This is a genomic window from Rathayibacter sp. AY1E8, from assembly GCF_002931415.1.
Taxonomy (GTDB): domain Bacteria; phylum Actinomycetota; class Actinomycetes; order Actinomycetales; family Microbacteriaceae; genus Rathayibacter.
Map to the genome: position 1 here is coordinate 60,055 of NZ_PSVI01000006.1, position 20,295 is coordinate 80,349.

Genomic DNA, 20,295 nt, shown 5'->3' on the forward strand with positions numbered 1-20,295 from the left:
TGAGGAGACCTGGTCGCGGCCGGCGACGCGCGTCCGCTACTCGTCCTCGAGAAGCATCCGCTCGATCTGCAGCTCGCGCAGCCGCGTCGAGGCCTGCAGGTTCTCGCGCGCGGCGAGCACCAGGCGGCACAGCAGCACCAGCAGGACGATCGCGAGCACCGCGACCGCCGTCACGACGACTCCGTACAGCGCGGTCAGGACTCCCCAGGTCTGGATCATCCCTCGACGCTACGGAGCCGCGCCCGCCCTCGCGTCCCCCGCTCGGCGGAGAGCGCGGGGCGGGGCGGGCAGCCGGTGCAGGGGCAGTGGACGCGCAGAGCCCGGCCCGCGACGGCTCAGCCCGCGAACGCCCCGCGGTACGCCCGCGCCGGGTGCGTCGCCGGCAGCTCGTCCGTCCCGAACAGCTTGCGGCGCAGCGTCCCCTCGGCGTACTCGGTCTGCGCGAGGCCCCGCTCCTGGAGCACCGGCATCACCCGGTCGACGAACTCCTCGTAGCTGCCGGGCAGGATCCAGTTGACGACGTTGATCCCGTCGATCCCCGCGTCGCGCCAGCCCGCCAGGTGGTCGGCGATCTGCTCGGGAGTGCCGACGACCCGTCCGCGCAGCTTCGCCGAGAGCCGGGCCAGGTCGCGGACGGTCGGCTCGCGGTCGGGGGAGGCGTCGCGGATCCACTGCAGGTGGCTCTGGCCGGCGTAGGTCTCGATCGCCGAGAGCGGCAGGTCGGGGTCGAGCTTCTCGCCCGTCGCCGGGTCGAAGCCGAGGTTCGAGTGCACGAGAAAGGCGTCGGAGGAGAGGTACTCGTCGATCTCGCGCTCAGCGCGTCGCGCCTCCTCCTCCGTGTCGCCGGTGATGAAGGAGAGCCCCAGGTAGAAGGAGGGTGCTCCCGCTCCGCGACCGGCCGCCGCGGCGAGGGCCCGCGTGTCCTCGATCAGCTCGCGGGTCTTCTCCGGCGACCCCGAGAACACGAACTGCGCCTCCGCGTTCCGCGCGGCGAAGCGCCGGCCCGCGGGGGAGGAGCCGGCCTGGAAGAGCACGGGCGTGCGCTGGGGCGACGGAGCCGAGAGGTGCGGCCCCTGCACGCGGTAGCGCTTCCCGACGTGGTCGATGCGGTGGATGCGCGCCGGGTCGGCGAAGGAGCCGCTCTTGTCGCGCAGGAGCGCACCGTCGTCCCACGAGCCCTCCCACAGCTTGTAGACCACGTCGAGGTATTCCTGCGCCCAGGCGTAGCGCTCGTCGTGCTCCTCGAGCCGGTCGTAGCCGAAGTTGCGGGCCGCGCCGTCGAGGGCGCTGGTGACGATGTTCCAGGCGATCCGCCCCTTCGAGAGGTGGTCGAGGGTCGAGACCTTCCGGGCGAAGTCGAACGGATGCGACTGCAGCACCGAGCTCGTGAACGCGAAGCCGAGGTGCTCGGTGCTCACCGCCAGGGCCGAGAGCAGCACGGACGGGTCGTTGCTGGGCAGCTGCAGCCCCTCGCGGGCGTTGACGTCCCAGTCGCCGTCCGCCGGACCGTAGAGCCCCGCCACGTCGGCGAAGAACATCGCGTCGAAGCGGCCGCGCTCCAGCGTCCGGGCGAGGTCGATCCAGAGCTGCACGTCGTCGAACTCGTGCTGCCGGGCGTCGGGGTGGCGCCAGAGGCCGTGCTGGATGTGGGAGGCGGTGTTCATGACGAACGCGCAGAAGCGCAGCGGGCGGGGCTCGGTGATCACGCTCCCAGGCTAGGCCGGGCGCCTCCCACCGGTCTCGAACGACTCCGCGCGTAGGGTGTCCGACTGTGGAATCCCGCATCCCCGAACCCGCGCACGCCGTCCCTCCGCTGACGGATGCCGTCGCCGAAGCGCTCGACGCCACCACCGTCGCCGAGATCCGCGCCCTGCGCGACGACTTCGCGCGCTTCATGCTCCAGTACAAGTTCGGGATGGACGAGATCGTCACGAAGGTGTCGATCCTGCAGGAGGAGTTCCGCGAGCTGCAGGAGTACAACCCGATCGAGCACGTCACGAGCCGGCTCAAGTCGGCCGACAGCCTGATCGAGAAGATCGAGCGCAAGGGCTGCGAGACGACCTTCGAGGGCATCGCCGACGCGATCACCGACATCGCCGGCGTGCGGATCACCTGCAGCTTCGTCTCGGACGTCTACCGCGTCTTCGACCTGCTCACCTCGCAGTCCGACGTGACGGTGCTCGAGGTGAAGGACTACATCGCCGAGCCGAAGGAGAACGGCTACAAGAGCCTGCACGCGATCGTCGAGGTGCCTGTGTTCCTCTCCGGCGGATCGGTCGACGTCTGCGTCGAGGTGCAGTTCCGGACCATCGCGATGGACTTCTGGGCGAGCCTGGAGCACAAGATCTACTACAAGTACGACCGCCAGGTCCCGCAGGAGCTCCTCGACGGCCTCGCCGACGCGGCCCGCACCGCCGCCACCCTCGACGCCGACATGGAGCGCCTCCACCGCCACGTCCGCGGCCCGCTGCCCGGGGCGCGCACCTACGACGTCTGACGCGCCGCCCACGCCCCCGATCGGGCCGCCCCGACTCCTGCCGATCGAGCGGCCCGCGCAGCGGGCGTCTCGAGATCCCCCTACGGAGTCAGCAGCGGCAGCAGCGCCAGCAGCAGCACCGCGGAGCCGTTCAGCGTCGCGTGCGAGACGATCGCCGCTCCGAGCCGCCCGGTGATCGTCGCGATCCAGCCGTGCGCGAGTCCCGCGGTGACCGTCGTCACGCCGAGCGTCACGATCGTCGCCGGGTTCACCATCTGGTGCCCGTGCAGCAGGGCGAAGACCGCCGTGGACGCCAGGATGCTGAACACCATCGCCCAGACGCGGCGGCCGCGGGTGGGCGCCGACTCCGCGGAGCCCCGGAGCATCCGGTTCCGCACCGCGCGCATCACGACGCCGCGGCAGAGGACCTCCTCGACCAGCGGCGCGACGACGACGGGGATGAGGACCGAGCTCAGCACGAACCACAGCGGATCGGGGTCGATGTCGAGGTTCCCCTGCGCGTCCTGGAGGAGCGGAGCGAACGCGGCGAGCACGAACAGGATCACGACGCGCACCGCGATGCCGAGCCCGATCCCGATGGGCACGTCGATCCAGCGGAACCGCAGCCCGAAGTCGGCCGCCATCGTGCCCAGCCCGCGCAGCCGAGACGCCGCGAACGGGACGATCAGCGCGACGAGATAGCTCGCGAGCGCCCCCGCGAAGGCGAGTCCGGCGGAGTAGGGGAGCACGCCGAACCCGAACAGCAGGATGAGCACGGCCAGCGGCAGGACGATCCCGACGATCGTGAGCACGGCGGTCGGCAGGCCCCAGCGGACCCGAGGATCGGGCAGGTAGAGGAGGGAGGAGTAGGGCGCGTGGACCGAGGGGAGGGGCTCGGCCGGCCACGACGTCGTCGCAGCGGAGTCGGCCGCGAGCGTCGCGGGATCGGGCGGCGGGAAGGCGTCGGGTTGCATGGCCGGGCCAGCCTAAGCAGACCGCCTGGACGGGATCCGGGCCGCAGTCACTGCTCGGCGGGTCCGGATCGGCAGGACGGGCGCACGTCGCGGATCGCGGCGGCGGGGACCTCCGGGTACGAAGAAACCCCCGCCATGTAGAAGCTAGGCGAGGGTTCCAGTGGCTCCGACGGGCGTCGATCCCGTGACCTCACGATTTTCAGTCGTGCGCTCTACCAACTGAGCTACAGAGCCGTTGCGACGTGATGTCGCTGGAGAGGTGATCTCCTGAAAAAGGCCCTTCCTCTCGGAAGGGCCTCTTTGCGACCCTGACGGGACTTGAACCCGCGACCTCCGCCGTGACAGGGCGGCACGCTAACCAACTGCGCTACAGGGCCTCGTTGCGAAGACAAGCATACTGCCTTCGAGGCTGTTCTATTTTCACGCCACGACCCTCTCGAGCCGGTGCACTTTCCGGTGGTGCTGGTACTTCTGTTGGTGCTGGTAGTACCGACCCATCCGTGACCCCAACGGGATTCGAACCCGTGCTGCCGCCGTGAAAGGGCGGTGTCCTAGGCCACTAAACGATGGGGCCGGAGACTCGCGGGGCGACCCTGCGGCCGACCCCCCATGACTACCGACACGCAAGCATAGGGGGCCGCGGCGCAGGATGCAAAATCGACGGTTCCGCAGGCGGCGTGCACCCCGTCCGGGGTTGACCCGGGTCTAGGAGATCGGGCAGGGCCGCGGTTAGGGTGGGGCGGAATCGCTCTTCCCCCCACCCGCGCGCCGGAGCCGCACCGCCGCGGAGGGAGGGCCCCCTATCCCCGAGGTCCCATGCCCCACTCCCTGCGCCGTCCGCGTCCCGCCCGCCTCCCCGGCGCGCCGCGACTCGGGCGACTCCGAGGTGCTGCCCTGGCCTCCGCCGTCGTCGCGCTCGTCGCCGGCCTGCTCGTCGCCACTCCCGCCCAGGCGGTCGAGTACCCGTCGTGGGCCGACGTCGAGGCGGCGAAGGGCGACACCGCCGCCGCGGCCGCTCAGGTCGACCGGATCACGTCCCTGATCGGCGACCTCCAGAGCGAGGTCGCCTCCGCTCAGCAGCTCGCGCAGCAGCGCGGCGACGAGCACTTCGCCGCTCAGCAGGCGTTCGACGAGGCCTCGGACCAGTCGAAGAAGCTCGAGGACCGGGCCGCCGCCAGCGCCGAGGAGGCCGACAAGGCCTCGCAGCAGGCGGGCCTGCTCGCCGCGCAGCTCTACCGCAGCACCGGCACCGACCTGTCCGTCAACATCTTCCTCGACCAGAAGGCCGGCCAGGCCGACCAGCTGCTGTCGAAGATCGGGAGCATGACCAAGCTGGTCGAGCGCTCCTCCGCGATCTACGAGCAGGCCAGCACCGCCCGGAACACCGCGTCGTCCCTCGCCGACCAGGCCGAGGTCGCGCAGACGGAGCGCGAGCGCCTCCGCGTCGCCGCCGAGCAGAAGCTGGCCGAGGCGACCGCCGCCCAGGAGGCGTCCGAGGCCGCGCTCGCCGAGCAGCAGGAGCAGAGCGTCGTGCTCGAGCAGCAGCTCGCCGCGCTCCGCGACACCGAGTCGAAGACCGTGGCCGAGTACGAGGCCGGCGTCGCCGCCCGCGAGGCCGAGCGCCTCCGGAAGCTCGCCGAGGAGGAGGCCGCCCGTCAGGCCGCCGCCCAGGCCGAGGCCGCGCGCCGCGAGGCCGCCCGGGCCGCAGCCGCGTCCAGCGGCGGCAGCGGCGGCGGGTACGTCGCCCCCTCGGGCGGCGGCGGCTCCAGCGCCGTCAGCGACTCCGGCTGGGTCCGCCCCGCCGGGGGCCGCATCACCGGCACCTTCGGCCCGCGCGACAGCATCTCGACCGGCGGAGGATCCTCCGGCTCGTACCACCGCGGCACCGACCTCGCGGGCGGCTGCGGCATCCCGATCTTCGCGGCGCACAGCGGCACCGTCTCCTACGCGGGCCCCAACGGCACCTACGGCAACTGGGTGCTGATCGACCATGGCAGCGGCATCAGCACCGGCTACGCCCACATCATGTCCGGCGGGATCTTCGTCCGCGTCGGCCAGCAGGTCCAGGCGGGCGAGCAGATCGCCGCCGTCGGCTCGACCGGCGCCTCCACCGGCTGCCACCTGCACTTCGAGACCCGCGTCAACGGCTCCGCCGTCGACGCCCAACCTTTCATGGCCCAACGAGGAGTCACCCTTGGCTGACGCACAGACGACCGCACGCACCTTCACCCCGGCACCCCGGGAGCGCGCCTGGAAGGGCCGCCTCCCGCTCGTCATCTCCGCCGCCTTCGCGGTCACGGCGGTCACCGCGTCCCTCGGCATCACCCCGGCCCTCGCCGACGACGCGAAGTACCCCTCGTGGGACGACGTGCAGAACGCCAAGAAGGACGAGGCGAGCAAGCAGGCCGAGATCGACTCGATCACCGGCCTCATCGCGAGCCTGCAGACCGCGGTCGACGAGAAGTCGATCACCGCGATGAAGAAGGCCGAGGCCTGGCGCCAGGCCAAGGAGGCGCTCGACGCCGCTGCGAAGGCCGTCGCCGACCTCGAGGAGAAGGCGACCACCGCCTCCGCCAAGGCCCAGACCTCGAAGATGCGCGCCGGCCTGCTGGCCGCGCACCTCTCTCGCGCCGCCGGCGGCGACCTCTCCGCCAGCCTCGTGGCCAAGGGCAAGGACGCGGGCGACCTGCTCTACCAGCTCGGCGCGATGTCGCAGCTCTCGGAGCAGTCGCAGAAGGTCTACGCCGACGCCCTCGCCGACAAGCAGAACGCGGAGTCGCTCGGCGACCAGGCCGACCGCGCCGTCACCGAGCACCAGGCGCTCTCGGACGAGGCCGACGCCGCCCGCAAGGACGCCGACGCCGCCGCCGAGTCGGCCCGCGCGTCGCTCTCGGCGCAGGAGGAGAAGTCGCAGGAGCTGGTCGCCCAGCTCGCGCTGCTGAAGGACTCCTCGGTCGAGGCCGAGACCCAGTACCTCGCGGGCGAGCAGAAGCGCCAGGCCGACGAGGCCGCCGCCCAGGCGCAGGCCGAGGCGGAGGCCGCCGCTCAGGCGCAGTCCACCGCCCGCTCCGCCCAGCAGCAGTCCTCGGCGCAGGCCGACACCGCCGCCCCGTCGCGTCAGACCGCGTCCCTCCCGCAGCCCGCCGCTCCGCAGCCCGCGCAGCAGCAGCCGGCTCCGGCTCCGGCTCCGGCCCAGCCCGCTGCTCAGCCGATCGCCCAGCCGGCGGCTCAGCCGCTCCCGCAGCCGGTGACCGCTCCGGTCCTGGTGCCGACCAGCGGCGCCGTCGAGAACGCGATCTCGTACGCGATGGCTCAGCTCGGCGAGGAGTACGTCCTCGGCGGCATGGGCCCGGACCAGTGGGACTGCTCCGGCCTCACCAAGGCCTCGTACGCGTCCTCGGGCATCTACATCGGCACCCACTCGGCGACGAACCAGTACAACACTATGGCCGGCGCCGGCAAGCTCGTCCCCTACAGCCAGCGCCAGCGCGGCGACCTGATCTTCTGGGGCGGCGGCGGAGACTACTACCACGTGGCCATCTACCTCGGGAACAACCAGATCATCGAGGCCGCCGACTACGGCAAGCCCGTGCGCATCTGGAACACCTGGGGCACGCCCGCCGGCATGGTCGGCCGCCCGGCCGCCTGAGCCGCGGCCGCACCGCACAACGAGAGAACCCCCTCCTGTCGAGACGACGGGAGGGGGTTCCTTCGTTGATGCGAGGGGTCAGTGACCCTCTTCGGCCAGCTTCTTGATGCCGTCCTGGACGATCTGCTCCGCCTCGGCGGCGTCGCCCCACGCGTCGACCTTGACCCACTTGCCGGGCTCGAGGTCCTTGTAGCGCTCGAAGAAGTGCTTGATCTCGTTCTTCGTCTGCTCCGGGACGTCGCCGATGTCCTGGATGTGCTGCCAGCGCGGGTCCTTCGCGGGGACCACGATCACCTTCGCGTCGGAGCCGGCCTCGTCGCTCATGTTGAGCACGCCGACCGGGCGGACGGAGACGCCCACGCCCGGGAAGACGGGGTACTCGAGCAGCACCAGCGCGTCGACGGGGTCGCCGTCGAGGCCGAGGGTGTTCTCGAAGTACCCGTAGTCCGTCGGGTAGACGAAGGAGGTGAAGAGCACGCGGTCGAGGTAGACGCGACCGGTCTCGTGGTCGACCTCGTACTTGTTGCGGCTCCCCTTGGGGATCTCGACGACGACGTCGTATGCGGCCATGCTCTCTCCTTGAGTCGGTGGCGCCGTGAGCGGCGCATCGGCGGACGGATCGGCCTCCGGAACGCTCGCGCGGGTGCGCGCGCGGGAGGGGCGGATCGCTGGCATTACGTTACTTGATGTGCCCGATCGCCCCCGCCTGACCCCCGCCGTCGCCGATCTGCGGCGGGCGGTGCGCGAGAGCCTCGACGGGCTCGACCCCGGAGCGCTCGTGCTGGTCGCGCTGAGCGGGGGAGCGGACTCGCTCGCGCTCGCGGCGGCGGTCGGCTTCGAGGCCCCGCGGGGCGGGAGGCGGGCCGGCGCGGTGATCGTCGACCACGGGCTGCAGGAGGCGTCGGCGGAGGTCGCGCGGCGGGCCGCGGAGCAGGCGCACGGGCTGGGGCTCGCGCCGGTGCTGCGCGAGGTGGTGACGGTGTCCGCCGAGGGCGGTCCGGAGGCGGCCGCCCGCAGCGCGCGCTACCGCGCCTTCGACGACGCGCTGACCGCGACGGGCGCCGCCGCGATCCTCCTGGGCCACACCCTCGACGACCAGGCCGAGACGGTGCTGCTGGGGCTCGCCCGCGGAGCCGGTGCGGCCTCGCTGCACGGGATGGCGCCGGTCAGCGGGCCGCTGAGGCGGCCGCTCCTGGGCCTGCGGCGCGAGACGACCCGCCTCGCCTGCTCCGACCAGGGGCTCGTGCCGTGGGACGACCCGCACAACGACGACCCCCGCTACTCGCGGGTCCGGGTGCGGAACCGCGTGCTGCCCGTGCTGGAGGACGAGCTGGGGCCGGGAGTGGCCCAGGCTCTGGCGCGCACGGCCGAGCAGCTGCGGGAGGACGGGGACGCGCTCGACGCGCTCGCCCTCGACTGGGCGCTCGAGCTGGTGGGCCAGGACGAGGCGGGGCACGTCACGGTCGACGCGCGCGGGCTCGCGGCGGACCCGCCGGCGCTGCGGCAGCGGATCATCCGCCTGGTCGTGGCGAACGAGTTCGGAGTCGCGCTCTCGCGCTCGCAGACGCTGGCGGTCGCCGCGCTCGTCACCGACTGGCACGGCCAGAAGGGCGTCGACCTCCCCGGCGTCCTCGCCACCCGCCGCGGCACCACCCTCGTCTTCGCGCCCGCGGCCTCCTGACCCGTTCCCGCGACCCCCGGTCCCCGCGCGACGCCCGACCCCTCCCCGCGAGATGCCGCTCCGGCACGCGACTCGCCGGCGGAGGTGTACAGGAGCGGAGTCTCGCGGAGGGGAGACGGGGGCCGGGCACCCGTAGAGTGGCCGGGTGGAAGCAGCCGACATCGCCGACGACATCACCGAGGTCCTCTACACCGAGGCCGAGATCCACGAGCGGATCCGCGCCCTGGCCCGCGCGATCGAGCGCGACTACGCGGGCGAGAACCTGCTCATCGTCGGGGTGCTGCGCGGCGCCGTGATGGTGATGGCCGATCTGGCCCGCGAGCTCAAGCTCGACATCGTCATGGACTGGATGGCCGTCTCGTCCTACGGGAGCGGCACCAAGTCCTCCGGCGTCGTGCGGATCCTGAAGGACCTCGACTCCGACATCACGAACCGCAAGGTGCTGATCGTCGAGGACATCATCGACTCCGGCCTCACGCTCTCGTGGCTGCAGGGCAACCTCCGCAGCCGCGGCGCCGAGTCCGTCGAGATCTGCGCGCTGTTCCGCAAGCCCGCGGCCGCCAAGGTCGAGGTCGACGTGGCCTACGTCGGCTTCGACATCCCGAACGAGTTCGTGATCGGATACGGGCTCGACTACGCCGAGCGCTACCGCAACCTCCGCGATGTCGCCGTCCTCGCCCCGCACGTCTACGAGTAGCCCCGCGGACACCGCGCAGGAGAGCCTCGAGCGGCTCTTCGCGGTGCCGCTGCTGGGCTACCACATGAGCTACCCGACCTCGCTGCGGGCCGACCTCGAGTTCAACTACTGGTGGCTCGCGCACGCGATCGACGCGGCCGTCGACGCCTTCGAGCGCACGGGCGACGAGGCGCACCTGGAGCGGGCCCGGCGGATCCATCGCGCGATCCGCCTCCGCAACGGCGGGCGCCTGGTCAACGGCTACTTCGACGACATGATGTGGCTCGGTGGCGCGCTCGCCCGCCTCGGGGAGGCCTCCGGCGACCCGCGCTTCCTCGACCGGGCCGACCGCCTGTGGCGCTTCGCCGTCGCGAAGGGCTGGAACCTCCGCCACGGGGCGAGCCTCGCCTGGCGCCGCCGGCAGCTGGACTACAAGAACGCGCCCGCGAACGGCCCGTTCGCGATCCTCGGCGCGCGCCTGGAGCGGCTGCGACCGGACGGCCGGGAGGAGCTCTCGCGCGCCGCCCTCGACTGGATGCACGTGCGCCTCCGCGACGACGACACCGGCTTCGTCGCCGATGGCATCGGCCGCGAGGGCAGCTCCGCCCGCGACGACTGGGCCTTCAGCTACAACCACGCCGTCTACGTCGGCGCGGCGCTCGCCCTGCACCGCCTGCGGCCCGACCCCCGCCTGGTCGCCCACGCCTCCCGCACGGCCGAGGACCTGCTGGACCGGCTCGCCCCCGACGGCGTCTTCGTCGACCAGGGATCGGGGGACGGCGCCCTGTTCGGCGGCATCGCCTACCGGCACCTCGTCGACCTCGCCACGACGGCCGGAGTGGCGCCCGCGGTGGCGGCTCGCGTCCGCGGCTTCGTCGCCGGCAGCGTCGCCGCACTGCAGAGCTCGAGCGTCCGCCGCGGGGTGCTGCTGGCCGGGCCCCGCTGGGACGCGCCTCCGTCGCTGCCCGCCACGCTCTCGGCCGAGATCGGCGCCGTGCTCGCCCTGGAGGCGTCAGCGCGACTGGACCGGTCGCCGGTGCCGTCAGACTGACGGGGTGAAGGCACCCGAGAAGCGCACCGTCGCCGTCGTGATCAACCCGAGCAAGTTCGACGACGTCGGCGCCGCGGAGGACCTGGTCGCGACGATCGCGCGCCGCCACGGCTGGAACGAGCCGCTCTGGTTCGAGACCAGCCCGGGCGACTCCGGTGCCGCCGCGGCCCGCGCCGCACTCGAGGCGGGCCCGGACCTGGTCTGCTCGATGGGCGGCGACGGCACCGTCCGCGCCGTCGCCACGGTGCTGCGCGGGACCGGCGTCCCCTACGGCCTGCTGCCCAGCGGCACCGGCAACCTCCTCGCGCGGAACCTCGGGATCCCGCTCGGCTCGCTACCCGAGGCGGTGGAGATCGCCCTGCTCGGGCAGGACCGCGCCATCGACGTGGGCACGGCCGCGTTCGACGACGGCGAGGAGCGGGTGTTCATGGTGATGGGCGGGGTGGGCCTGGACGCCGAGATCATGGACAAGACGGACGAGGAGCTGAAGAAGCGGGTGGGCTGGGGCGCCTACTTCGCGGCGGGGGCGCCGGCGATGTTCAAGGCCGGATTCGAGGTGACCCTCACGATCGACGGCGCGGAGGAGCCTCCGCAGCGCTGCTTCATGGTGCTGGCCTGCAACTGCAGCTCCGTGGTGGCGAACATCGAGCTGGCCGCGGGCGCGGTGCTCGACGACGGCGACCTGGAGCTGGTGCTGCTGCGTCGGCGCTTCGGCCTCGCGCTGGATGTCGCGACCGGCAACCGCAACGGGCTCGCCTCGCTCCGGCAGTGGCCCGGCCGCGAGTTCTCGTTCGAGCTCGACCAGCCGGTGCTCGCCGAGCTGGACGGCGATCCGGTCGGCCGCACCCGCTCCGGGCGCTTCGGCGTGGATCCGGGCGCCCTGCTCGTGCGCCTGCCGGTGCCGACGCCCCGGAGCCCTGGACTGACTCCGCACGACTCGGTGATCGTCGACACGTCCGCCATCGCGACGCTGCTCCCGGAGCCGCCCTCCTCCTGACGCTTGCGCGCTCTTCTTTACGGTTGTAAGTTATCTGACGGACGTAAAGAAGGCGCTCCTCGCGCCGGGAAGAAGGACCCCGTGACCGATCCGCGGCTCACCCGCTCGCGCGAGCTCCTGCTCACCGCGATCACGACGGCACTCGACCGCCCGGGCGACGACCAGCCCTCCATCACGGAGCTCTGCGGCGCCGCGGGCGTCAGCCGCCCCACGTTCTACCAGCACTTCGGCGATGTGCCGTCCCTGATCGAGGCCGCCGCGGTGGAGCGGATGCACGCGCTGTTCGGCGACGTCGCTCCCGGCACCGCCCCCGCCGACTGGGAGGGCGCGGTCCCCCGCATCGTCCGCGGGCTCCTCGAGGGCCTGCTCGTGCACGCCGACTTCTACCGCCGCGTGCTGAGCGGAGGCACGGCCCGCGCCGTGCAGGAGTCGGTCGTCGCGTTCCTCGCGCAGCGGCTCCTCGCCTTCTCGCCCCTCGCCGAGCGCGGATCGGGCGGCGGCGACCATGCCCGCGTCGAGCGCTTCGCCGTCCTCCTCGCCGCCGGCACCACCTGGCTTGTCGTCGGCTGGCTCCTCGACGGCGACGCCCGCCGTCCCGCGGCCTCGGCCTCCGCCGACATCGCCGAGCTCCTCGTCACCGGAGTCGCCTCGCCGCGGCTCGCCGCCCTGCACTCCACGAAGTAGAAGGACCATGACCACCTCCCCGCTCCGCGGCGCCCTGCGCGCCGTGAACCCGCGCCTCGTCGTCGTCTTCGCCGCGATCGCGCTCATCCCGCTGATCTACGCGGGACTGCTGACCTCGGCCAACCTCGATCCCACGCACCACCTCGACACGGTGCCCGCCGCGATCGTCAACGAGGACACCGGCGCGACCGCCTCGGACGGCTCCGCGCTCGCCCTCGGCGACGACCTGACCGAGCAGCTCACCACCGACACCTCCGGCTCGGACTTCGCCTGGACGGCGACCGGTGCCGACGAGGCGTCCCGCGAGCTCGCCTCCGGCGACGTCCTCGCCGTCCTGACGGTGCCGGCCGGCTTCTCGGCCGACGTCGCCTCCGTCGGCGGCGACGACCCCGCCGCGGCCGTGCAGGCGAAGCTGTCGATCGAGACGAACGACGCGGCCAACCTGATCGTCGGCAACATCGCCTCCACCATCGGCACCACCGTGACGAAGACGCTGGAGGAGAAGGTCGGCGCGACCTACCTCGAGAACGTCTACCTCGGCTTCACCGATGTGCACTCGAGCCTCGAGCAGGCGGCCGACGGCGCCGCTCAGCTGGCGGACGGCGCCGGGACCGCCGCGTCCGGCTCCTCCGAGCTGGTCGTCGGGCTCGCGCAGCTGCAGGACGGCACCGCGCAAATGGCGACCGGCGCCGACTCCCTCCGCTCGGGCGCGGGGAGCGCGGCCTCCGGAGCGTCCGACCTCTCGTCGGGACTCCAGCGGATCGCGAGCGGGACCGGGCAGCTGCCCGACCAGGCGGCGGCGCTCGACACGGGAGCCCGCACGGTCGCCGACGGCGCCCAGCAGCTCGACGGCGGAGCGGCGTCGCTCGCCTCGGGCGCCACCGACCTCGCCGCGGGGACGTCGACCCTGAAGGACGGCGCGTCCTCGGCGGCGTCCGGCGCCGAGGCGCTGGCCACCGGGTCCGCCTCCCTCTCCGACGGAGCGGGGAAGGCCCTCGCAGGAGCCCAGCAGCTCGCGACCGGCGCGGGAGCGCTCGCGACCGCCGCTCCGCAACTCGCCACCGGAGCGACCGGAGTCGACTCCGGCCTCGCCTCCCTGCTCTCGCGGTACGACTCGCTGTCCGACGCCCAGCGCGTGGCCGAGCTGACCGCCCTCGAGCAGGGTGCGGCCGCTCTCGCGGGCGGAGCCGCCTCGGCGGACGCGGGCGCGCAGACGCTCGCCTCCGGCGCGACCGCGCTCGTCGGCGACGACGGCAGCGGACTGACGGCGCTCGCCGCCGGTGCCGCCACGGTCTCGAGCGGAGCCGCCGACCTCGCGACCGGCACCGCCGCTCTGTCCACCGGGGCGACCTCCGCCGCCGACGGCGCCCAGAAGCTGCAGACCGGTGCGCAGGCCCTCGCCCAGGGAGCCGCGACCCTCGACGGCGGAGCCGCGCAGGTCGCCGGCGGAGTGGACACCCTCTCCGGCGCGGTCGGCCCGCTCACCAGCGGCATCGCCTCCGCGGCCGCCGGCGCCTCCGACCTCGCCTCCGGGACGGCCGCCCTCGCGACGGGCGCCTCGGACCTCGCGGACGGCGCCGAGACCGCCGCGACCGGCTCGGCCGACGCGGCCACCGGTTCGCAGGACCTCGCCGACGGGATCGACTCGCTCGCCTCCGGATCGCGCACCCTCGACACGAAGCTCTCGGACGGCGCGGACGACGTGCCCACCTACACCGGCGAGCAGGCTCAGGAGCTCAGCGCCGTCGCGGCCGCCCCGGTCGGGATCGACGCCGAGCGGATGAACCGCGTGCCGTCCTACGGCTACGGCCTCGCCCCCTACTTCATGGCGCTCGCGCTCTGGGTCGGCGCGCTCGCCTTCTACCTGATGAGCGCCCCGCTCAGCTCCCGCCTCCTCGCCGCGCGCCGTCCCGCCTGGGTCATCGCGCTGCGCAGCTACCTGCCCGGCGCGCTGATGGCGGTCGCCCAGGGCGTCCTGGCCGCGCTCGTCATCCGCTTCGGAGTGGGCGTCGAGGCGTCGAACCTGCCCGGGCTGATCGGGATCGCCGTGCTCACGAGCCTCACCTTCGTGGCGATCAACCAGGCGCTGATCGCGCTGCTGGACGCCCCGGGCCGGTTCCTGGCGCTGCTGATGATCGTGCTGCAGCTGTCCTCGGCCGGAGGCACCTACCCGGTCGAGACCGCTCCCGCCTTCTTCCAGGCGATCCACGGAGTGCTGCCGCTGACCTGGACGGTGGAGGCGTTCCGCTCGCTGATCGCCGGCGGCAGCATCGGAGTCGCGCACGCGGTCCTGGTGCTCGTGCTCTGGCTGGTCGGGGCGCTCGCCGTGACCGTGCTGGCCGCCGCCCGCCGCCGCCGTGGCCTCGTGCCCGTCCTCCGCGACCCGGAGCCCCTCCTCGAGTCGGCCTGACGCGGGCCGGGCGGGCCCGTCCGTCCGTCCGCGCCTGCTGCCCCTCGTCGCGGCACGCCCCGCCCGGACACCTTCGCCCCCTCCGAGACCGCCGTAGTCGTCGCTGTCGAGCTCGAGTGCGACAACTCCTGCGTTCTCGCGGCGCGCCCCGCCCGGACACCTTCGCCCCCCACCGAGACCGCAGTAGTTGTCGCTGTCGAGCTCGAGTGCGACAACTCCTGCGTTCTCGCGGCGCGTCCTGCTCGGACACCTTCGCCTCCTTCCCGAGACCGCAGTAGTCGTCGCTGTCGAGCTCGAGTGCGACAACTCCTGCGCTCTCACGGCGCGTCCCTACTGCCGAAGCGCCGATCCCCGCGACCTCCACCCGCAAGGCAGAGGACGCGGACCGGGAAACGCGTGCCAGCGTTTCCCGGCAGTCCGACGCACCCCGCTCTGCGGAACGCACCATCTCGTGGAGCCGACCGCGCGCGGGGATGCGGCCCGCCGCATCCCCGCCGGACGGTGCCGACGCGTGCCAGCGTTTCCCGGCAGTCCGACAGCACCCGCTCTGCGGAACGCACCCCGTCGCGAAGCCGACCGCGCGCGGGGATGCGGCCCGCCGCATCCCCGCCGGACAACACAGCCCGCGGCCGTTCGGCCCACGGCGAACGCGTGGGCGGCGCTCAGAGTGCGGGAGGTAGCCTGGCAGGCACAATCTCCTCGTCAGAAAGGCGCCGGGTGTCGCACCCGCAACAAGCATGAACGTGAAGCGCATCTTCCGGGGTCCCATCCTCTACGTCGTCCTGGCGATCGTCGCGGTGTGGATCGGCTCCTCGCTGATCACCATGTCCGGTTTCCGGCCGGTCACGACGCAGGAGGGTCTCGACCTCCTGAAGGACGGCAAGGTCGACTCGGCGAAGATCGTGGACGGCGAGCAGCGCGTCGATCTCACGCTCAAGCAGGCCGACGGCGACAACGGCACGCAGGTGCAGTTCTACTACGTGGCCCCTCGCGGCGCGGAGGTCGTCGACGCGGTGTCCGCGGCCGATCTCGGCAGCACCGGCTACAACGACGAGGTCCCGCAGACCAACTGGTTCCTCTCGGCTCTCGGCTTCCTGCTCCCCATCCTGCTGATCGGCGCGTTCTTCTGGCTGATGCTCTCGGGCATGCAGGGCGGCGGCAACCGCGTCATGCAGTTCGGCAAGTCGAAGGCGAAGCTCGTCTCGAAGGAGTCGCCCAAGGTCACGTTCGGCGATGTCGCCGGCGCCGACGAGGCGATCGAGGAGCTGCACGAGATCAAGGAGTTCCTCAAGGAGCCCGCGAAGTTCCAGGCCGTCGGCGCCCGCATCCCGAAGGGCGTCCTGCTCTACGGCCCTCCCGGCACCGGCAAGACCCTGCTGGCGCGCGCGGTCGCGGGCGAGGCGGGCGTCCCCTTCTACTCCATCTCCGGATCGGACTTCGTCGAGATGTTCGTCGGCGTCGGCGCGAGCCGTGTCCGCGACCTGTTCCAGCAGGCGAAGGAGAACTCGCCGGCCATCATCTTCGTCGACGAGATCGATGCCGTCGGCCGCCACCGCGGCGCCGGAATGGGCGGCGGTCACGACGAGCGCGAGCAGACCCTCAACCAGCTGCTGGTCGAGATGGACGGCTTCGACGTCAAGACGAACGTCATCCTGATCGCGGCGACGAACCGCCCCGACATCCTCGACCCCGCGCTGCTGCGTCCGGGCCGCTTCGACCGCCAGATCGGCGTCGACGCCCCCGACCTGCTCGGCCGCAAGCGGATCCTCGAGGTCCACGGCCGCGGCAAGCCGCTCGCCGGGGGAGTCGACCTCGAGGTCGTCGCCCGCAAGACTCCGGGCTTCACCGGCGCCGACCTGGCCAACGTCCTCAACGAGGCCGCACTGCTCACCGCCCGCTCCAACGCGCAGCTGATCGACAACCGCGCGCTCGACGAGGCCATCGACCGCGTCATCGCGGGGCCGCAGCGCCGCACGCGGGTCATGCGCGACAAGGAGAAGCTGATCACCGCCTACCACGAGGGCGGACACGCTCTGGCGGCGGCGGCGATGCGCCACACCGACCCCGTGACCAAGGTCACGATCCTTCCGCGCGGTCGTGCCCTCGGCTACACGATGGTGCTCCCGCTGGAGGACAAGTACTCCACGACCCGCAACGAGCTCCTCGACCAGCTCACGTACGCGATGGGCGGCCGCGTCGCGGAGGAGATCGTCTTCCACGACCCCACCACCGGAGCGTCGAACGACATCGAGAAGGCGACCTCCATCGCCCGCAAGATGGTCACCGACTACGGCATGTCCGCGAACGTCGGAGCGGTCAAGCTCGGCCAGTCGTCAGGCGAGATGTTCCTCGGCCGCGACATGGGCCACCAGCGCGACTACTCCGAGCAGATCGCCGAGACGGTCGACGCCGAGACGCGCCAGCTCATCGAGCAGGCGCACGACGAGGCGTGGCAGGTCATCAACGACAACCGCGACATCCTCGACCGCCTCGCGATGGAGCTGCTCGAGAAGGAGACGCTCGACCACGACCAGCTGGCCGAGATCTTCAAGGACGTCCGCCGCATCGACGAGCGCCCGCAGTGGCTCTCGAGCGACAAGCGCCCCCTGTCCGACCTGCCGCCCATCGCGGTCCCGGTCGCCAAGGCGCCGATCGACTCGGGTGCGACCGACGGGGGAGTCTCCTCCGCTGGTGCCGACGAGGTCGCGCCGAAGCGCCCGCCGCTGATCAACCCGCGCCCCGCGACGGCGTAGCGCGCGCGTGCCCGTCGACAAGGCGCGCATCGAGGCGGCCGTCGCCGAGATCCTCGCGGCCATCGGGGACGACCCGGGCCGCGAGGGACTTCTCGACACGCCGCGGCGGTTCGCCGAGGCGTACGAGGAGTTCTTCGGCGGGTTCGACGACGACGCCGCAGCCCAGCTGACCGAGACGTTCGCGGTGGTCGAGGGCGGCCAGGAGTCGCCGCTCGACCAGACGGTGATCGTGCGTGACCTCGCCTTCCGCTCCGTCTGCGAGCACCACCTCCTGCCGTTCCTCGGTGTCGCGCACATCGCCTACCGGCCGCGCGAGCGGGTCGTCGGCCTCGGCCGGCTGCCGCGCGTGGTCGAGACGGTCGCATCGCGACCGCAGATCCAGGAGCGGATGACCGAGCAGATCGCCGACGCGCTCGAGCAGGGCCTCGCTCCCGAGGGAGTGCTCGTCGTGGTCGACGCCGAGCACGGCTGCGTGCGGATGCGCGGGCCGCGCCAGACCGCGAGCTCGACCGTGACGGTCGCCGCCCGCGGCTCCCTCGCCGACCCGGCCGCCCGCGCCGAGATCGTCGCGCTGATCGGCGCCGCGCGGGGGGAGTGACGTGGACACCACCGTCGCCGACCTCACGCCGACCGGACGCGCCGCGCTCCTCGGGATCCTCAACGTCACTCCGGACTCGTTCAGCGACGGCGGCCGCTGGCTGTCCGTCGACGACGCCGTCCGCCACGGCCTCGACCTGACCCGGCCCGCCGGGGACGGACCCGCCGCGTTCGGCGCAGACCTGGTCGACGTCGGCGGCGAGAGCACCCGCCCCGGTGCGGCGCGCGTCGACTCCGCCGCCGAGCAGGGCCGCGTGCTGCCCGTCGTCCGCGCCCTCGCCGCGGAGGGGGTGCGCGTCAGCATCGACACGATGAGCGCCGCCACAGCGGAGGCCGCTCTGGACACGGGCGCCGTCGTCGTCAACGACGTCTCCGGCGGCCTCGCCGATCCGCGGATGCTCCCGCTCGTCGCCGAGCGCGGCGCCGTCTACATCGCGATGCACTGGCGCGGGCACAGCGCGGGCATGACCGCTCTCGCGTCCTACGGCGACGTGGTGGCGGACGTCCGCGGCGAGCTCGAGCGCCGCGTCGACGCCGCCCGTGAGGCCGGGATCCGTGACGACCGCCTCCTGCTCGACCCGGGCCTCGGCTTCGCGAAGGTCGGCGCACACGACTGGGCGCTGCTGGCCGGCCTCGACGCGATCGTCTCGCTGGGCTTCCCGGTCCTGGTCGGCCACTCGCGCAAGCGGTTCCTCGCTCCGTTCGCCCCCGCCGGCGCCCCGGCCGCCGAGCGCGACGAGGTCTCCGCCATGCTGAGCCTCGTCGCAGCCGAGCACGGCGCCTGGGGCGTCCGGGTCCACGACGTCCGCTCGTCCGCCCGCGCCCTGGCCCTCGCCGCCCGACTCCAGGAGGAGACCCCGTGACCGCGATCGACCCCGCCGCCCTCGCCGTGCGCGACTCCATCACCCTCACCGGGCTGCGCGTGCGCGCGCACCACGGCGTCTTCGACTTCGAGCGCGAGAACGGCCAGGACTTCGTGATCGACGCGACGGTCTGGCTCGACACCGCGCCGGCGGCCGAGGGCGACGCGCTGGCCGAGACGGTGCACTACGGCGACCTCGCGATCGCCCTGGCCGACGCGGTGACCCGCGACCCGGTCGACCTCATCGAGACCCTGGCCGAGCGCCTCGCCCGGGTCGCCCTGGGCTTCGCCGCCGCCGACGTCGTCCGCATCACCGTCCACAAGCCGGACGCGCCGATCCCGCTGCCGTTCGAGGACGTCGCCGTGCAGATCACGAGGACCCGCTCGTGAGGCCGCGGCAGGAGCGCGTCCGCCCGGTGCGCCACGTCGTGCTCGCGCTCGGCAGCAACCTCGGCGACCGCCTGGCGCACCTCGAGGAGGCGCTGCGGGCCCTCGCCACGACGCCGGGCCTGCGCATCGAGGCGGTGTCCAAGGTCGTCGAGTCGCCCGCGTGGAAGCCCGAGGGCGTCGACGAGGACGCGCCCGGGTACCTCAACGCGGTCGTGACCGGCTCGACCGTCCTCGAGCCCGACGACCTGCTCGCGGCGACGGCGGCGATCGAATCGGCCGGCGGCCGGATCCGCGGCGAGGGCGAGGAGCGCTGGGGCGACCGGACCCTCGACATCGACGTGATCGCGGTCGGTGGCGTGCTCCGCGACGACGCGCACCTGACCCTCCCGCACCCGCGGGCGGCCGAGCGGGCGTTCGTGCTCGAGCCGTGGCTCGACGTCGAGCCGGCGGCGGTCCTTCCCGGAGCCGGACCCGTGGCCGAGCTGCGAGCACGGGCGACCGACCGCGTGACCGACCACCCGGCCGGGCTGACCTGGCCGGGGCGCGACTCCGCCCGCGGCAGCACCGCCGACCCCGAGAGCAGGACCCCGTGAGGCGCACCCGCATCAGCACCCTGCTCGGACTCGGCCTCGCCGGGGCCGTCGCGGGGTTCCTCCTCGACCTCGCGATCGCCGCCGCCGGCCGCCCCGTGCTCATCCCGCCGCTGACGGTTCCGCTGACCCTGATCGTGGTCGCGGCCCTCGTGCTCGGCTTCGCCGTCCCGATCCACCGCGCCACGAAGGGCACGCTGCGCCGGCCCATCGATCCGTTCCGGGCGATGCGCGTCGTGGTGCTGGCGAAGGCGTCCAGCCACGTCGGTGCTCTGCTGCTCGGAGCCTCCGGCGGCATCCTGGTGTACCTGCTGAGCCGTGCGATCCCTTCGCTAGGCTCCGTGTGGCAGGACGTCGCGACCATCGTGGGTGCGCTCGTCCTGCTGGTGGCCGGCCTGGTCGCCGAGCACCTGTGCACCATCCCGCCGAGCGACGACGACGACACCGCCGTAGGCGAGGTGAACCACGCCTGACGCCGACGCCCGGACCGCCGCGGGCAGTGAGG

Annotated in this window: 19 protein-coding genes and 3 tRNA genes; 15 read left to right on the top strand and 7 right to left on the bottom strand. The window is 73.0% G+C overall.

The genetic code is table 11. The features are described 5' to 3' along the window. Positions 1–36 precede the first annotated feature (36 nt). Both C5C74_RS03075 and C5C74_RS03080 read right to left on the bottom strand, forming a co-directional pair. Entirely contained in the window at positions 37–219 is a 183-nt protein-coding gene (locus C5C74_RS03075; RefSeq protein WP_104224402.1) for a hypothetical protein, read from the bottom strand. A gap of 116 nt (positions 220–335) precedes the next feature. Next, positions 336–1,664 (bottom strand): NtaA/DmoA family FMN-dependent monooxygenase, encoded by a 1,329-nt coding sequence (locus tag C5C74_RS03080; RefSeq protein WP_374953130.1) that lies wholly within the window; start codon positions 1,662–1,664, stop codon positions 336–338. A gap of 230 nt (positions 1,665–1,894) precedes the next feature. Here C5C74_RS03080 and C5C74_RS03085 point away from each other — a divergent pair, with 230 nt between their 5' ends. Next, positions 1,895–2,497 (top strand): GTP pyrophosphokinase family protein, encoded by a 603-nt coding sequence (locus tag C5C74_RS03085; RefSeq protein ID WP_104350972.1) that lies wholly within the window; start codon positions 1,895–1,897, stop codon positions 2,495–2,497. Positions 2,498–2,577: 80 nt separating this feature from the next. Here C5C74_RS03085 and C5C74_RS03090 read toward each other — a convergent pair whose 3' ends face one another. The 4 genes from C5C74_RS03090 to C5C74_RS03105 form a co-directional block, all read right to left on the bottom strand. Then, positions 2,578–3,450 carry a CPBP family intramembrane glutamic endopeptidase gene (locus C5C74_RS03090; protein ID WP_104350964.1) on the bottom strand — a complete coding sequence of 291 codons (873 nt, stop codon included), beginning with the start codon at positions 3,448–3,450 and terminating at the stop codon, positions 2,578–2,580. A 161-nt stretch (positions 3,451–3,611) separates the two neighbouring features. Then, positions 3,612–3,684: transfer RNA gene (locus C5C74_RS03095), tRNA-Phe, on the bottom strand. A 69-nt stretch (positions 3,685–3,753) separates the two neighbouring features. Next, positions 3,754–3,827, bottom strand: a tRNA-Asp gene (locus tag C5C74_RS03100). A gap of 124 nt (positions 3,828–3,951) precedes the next feature. Next, a tRNA-Glu gene (locus tag C5C74_RS03105) sits at positions 3,952–4,024 on the bottom strand. 242 nt (positions 4,025–4,266) lie between these two features. Here C5C74_RS03105 and C5C74_RS03110 point away from each other — a divergent pair. Both C5C74_RS03110 and C5C74_RS03115 read left to right on the top strand, forming a co-directional pair. Next, positions 4,267–5,652 (top strand): M23 family metallopeptidase, encoded by a 1,386-nt coding sequence (locus C5C74_RS03110; protein ID WP_104350965.1) that lies wholly within the window; start codon positions 4,267–4,269, stop codon positions 5,650–5,652. After that, positions 5,645–7,099 carry a C40 family peptidase gene (locus C5C74_RS03115; protein ID WP_104226017.1) on the top strand — a complete coding sequence of 485 codons (1,455 nt, stop codon included), beginning with the start codon at positions 5,645–5,647 and terminating at the stop codon, positions 7,097–7,099. The genes C5C74_RS03110 and C5C74_RS03115 overlap by 8 nt, the downstream gene beginning before the upstream one ends. A 78-nt stretch (positions 7,100–7,177) precedes the next feature. On the opposite strand, the gene ppa is transcribed toward C5C74_RS03115, so the two are convergent. Then, entirely contained in the window at positions 7,178–7,669 is a 492-nt protein-coding gene (ppa, locus tag C5C74_RS03120; protein ID WP_068255683.1) for an inorganic diphosphatase, read from the bottom strand. A 118-nt stretch (positions 7,670–7,787) separates the two neighbouring features. Between ppa and tilS the strand changes: the two genes are divergently transcribed. From tilS to C5C74_RS03175, 12 genes are all read left to right on the top strand, one after another. Then, positions 7,788–8,780 (top strand): tRNA lysidine(34) synthetase TilS, encoded by a 993-nt coding sequence (gene tilS / locus C5C74_RS03125; protein WP_104350966.1) that lies wholly within the window; start codon positions 7,788–7,790, stop codon positions 8,778–8,780. Positions 8,781–8,925: 145 nt separating this feature from the next. Then, positions 8,926–9,477 (top strand): hypoxanthine phosphoribosyltransferase, encoded by a 552-nt coding sequence (hpt, locus tag C5C74_RS03130; protein ID WP_104238400.1) that lies wholly within the window; start codon positions 8,926–8,928, stop codon positions 9,475–9,477. Continuing rightward, entirely contained in the window at positions 9,443–10,507 is a 1,065-nt protein-coding gene (locus tag C5C74_RS03135; protein ID WP_104350967.1) for a glycoside hydrolase family 76 protein, read from the top strand. The genes hpt and C5C74_RS03135 overlap by 35 nt, the downstream gene beginning before the upstream one ends. 4 nt (positions 10,508–10,511) lie before the next feature. Then, positions 10,512–11,504, top strand: coding sequence for a diacylglycerol kinase family protein (locus tag C5C74_RS03140; protein ID WP_104234307.1), 993 nt, complete (start codon positions 10,512–10,514; stop codon positions 11,502–11,504). Between the two features lie 81 nt (positions 11,505–11,585). Next, on the top strand, positions 11,586–12,188 hold the full coding sequence (locus C5C74_RS17265) for a TetR/AcrR family transcriptional regulator (RefSeq protein WP_104248069.1): 603 nt from the start codon (positions 11,586–11,588) through the stop codon (positions 12,186–12,188). Positions 12,189–12,195: 7 nt separating this feature from the next. Further along, positions 12,196–14,598, top strand: a complete 2,403-nt coding sequence (locus C5C74_RS03145) for a YhgE/Pip domain-containing protein (RefSeq protein ID WP_181134637.1) — start codon at positions 12,196–12,198, stop codon at positions 14,596–14,598. A gap of 737 nt (positions 14,599–15,335) precedes the next feature. Next, on the top strand, positions 15,336–17,351 hold the full coding sequence (gene ftsH / locus C5C74_RS03150; protein ID WP_104224104.1) for an ATP-dependent zinc metalloprotease FtsH: 2,016 nt from the start codon (positions 15,336–15,338) through the stop codon (positions 17,349–17,351). A 7-nt stretch (positions 17,352–17,358) separates the two neighbouring features. Beyond that, complete coding sequence (gene folE, locus C5C74_RS03155; RefSeq protein ID WP_104282504.1) at positions 17,359–17,949, top strand: GTP cyclohydrolase I FolE; 591 nt, start codon at positions 17,359–17,361, stop codon at positions 17,947–17,949. A gap of 1 nt (position 17,950) precedes the next feature. Continuing rightward, positions 17,951–18,811, top strand: a complete 861-nt coding sequence (gene folP, locus C5C74_RS03160) for a dihydropteroate synthase (RefSeq protein WP_104350969.1) — start codon at positions 17,951–17,953, stop codon at positions 18,809–18,811. Continuing rightward, a complete protein-coding gene (gene folB / locus C5C74_RS03165; RefSeq protein WP_258063638.1) occupies positions 18,808–19,200 on the top strand; it encodes a dihydroneopterin aldolase in 393 nt (130 codons plus the stop codon). The genes folP and folB overlap by 4 nt, the downstream gene beginning before the upstream one ends. Next, positions 19,197–19,793: a 2-amino-4-hydroxy-6-hydroxymethyldihydropteridine diphosphokinase gene (gene folK, locus C5C74_RS03170; RefSeq protein WP_104248066.1), complete on the top strand. Its 597-nt coding sequence runs from the start codon at positions 19,197–19,199 to the stop codon at positions 19,791–19,793. The genes folB and folK overlap by 4 nt, the downstream gene beginning before the upstream one ends. Further along, the gene (locus tag C5C74_RS03175) at positions 19,790–20,263 is read left to right on the top strand and encodes a DUF3180 domain-containing protein (protein WP_104224100.1); all 474 of its coding nucleotides are present in this window, start codon (positions 19,790–19,792) and stop codon (positions 20,261–20,263) included. The genes folK and C5C74_RS03175 overlap by 4 nt, the downstream gene beginning before the upstream one ends. The last annotated feature ends 32 nt before the right edge of the window (positions 20,264–20,295 follow it).

What these genes read in the sequence shown, in the direction of transcription:
- C5C74_RS03075 (WP_104224402.1), bottom strand. Translation starts at nt 219, where the DNA reads ATGATCCAGACCTGGGGAGTCCTGACCGCGCTGTACGGAGTCGTCGTG.
- ppa (WP_068255683.1), bottom strand. Translation starts at nt 7,669, where the DNA reads ATGGCCGCATACGACGTCGTCGTCGAGATCCCCAAGGGGAGCCGCAAC.
- C5C74_RS03085 (WP_104350972.1), top strand. Translation starts at nt 1,895, where the DNA reads ATGCTCCAGTACAAGTTCGGGATGGACGAGATCGTCACGAAGGTGTCG.
- C5C74_RS03145 (WP_181134637.1), top strand. Translation starts at nt 12,196, where the DNA reads ATGACCACCTCCCCGCTCCGCGGCGCCCTGCGCGCCGTGAACCCGCGC.
- C5C74_RS03090 (WP_104350964.1), bottom strand. Translation starts at nt 3,450, where the DNA reads ATGCAACCCGACGCCTTCCCGCCGCCCGATCCCGCGACGCTCGCGGCC.
- ftsH (WP_104224104.1), top strand. Translation starts at nt 15,336, where the DNA reads ATGAACGTGAAGCGCATCTTCCGGGGTCCCATCCTCTACGTCGTCCTG.
- C5C74_RS03110 (WP_104350965.1), top strand. Translation starts at nt 4,267, where the DNA reads ATGCCCCACTCCCTGCGCCGTCCGCGTCCCGCCCGCCTCCCCGGCGCG.
- C5C74_RS03080 (WP_374953130.1), bottom strand. Translation starts at nt 1,664, where the DNA reads ATGAACACCGCCTCCCACATCCAGCACGGCCTCTGGCGCCACCCCGAC.
- C5C74_RS03135 (WP_104350967.1), top strand. Translation starts at nt 9,443, where the DNA reads ATGTCGCCGTCCTCGCCCCGCACGTCTACGAGTAGCCCCGCGGACACC.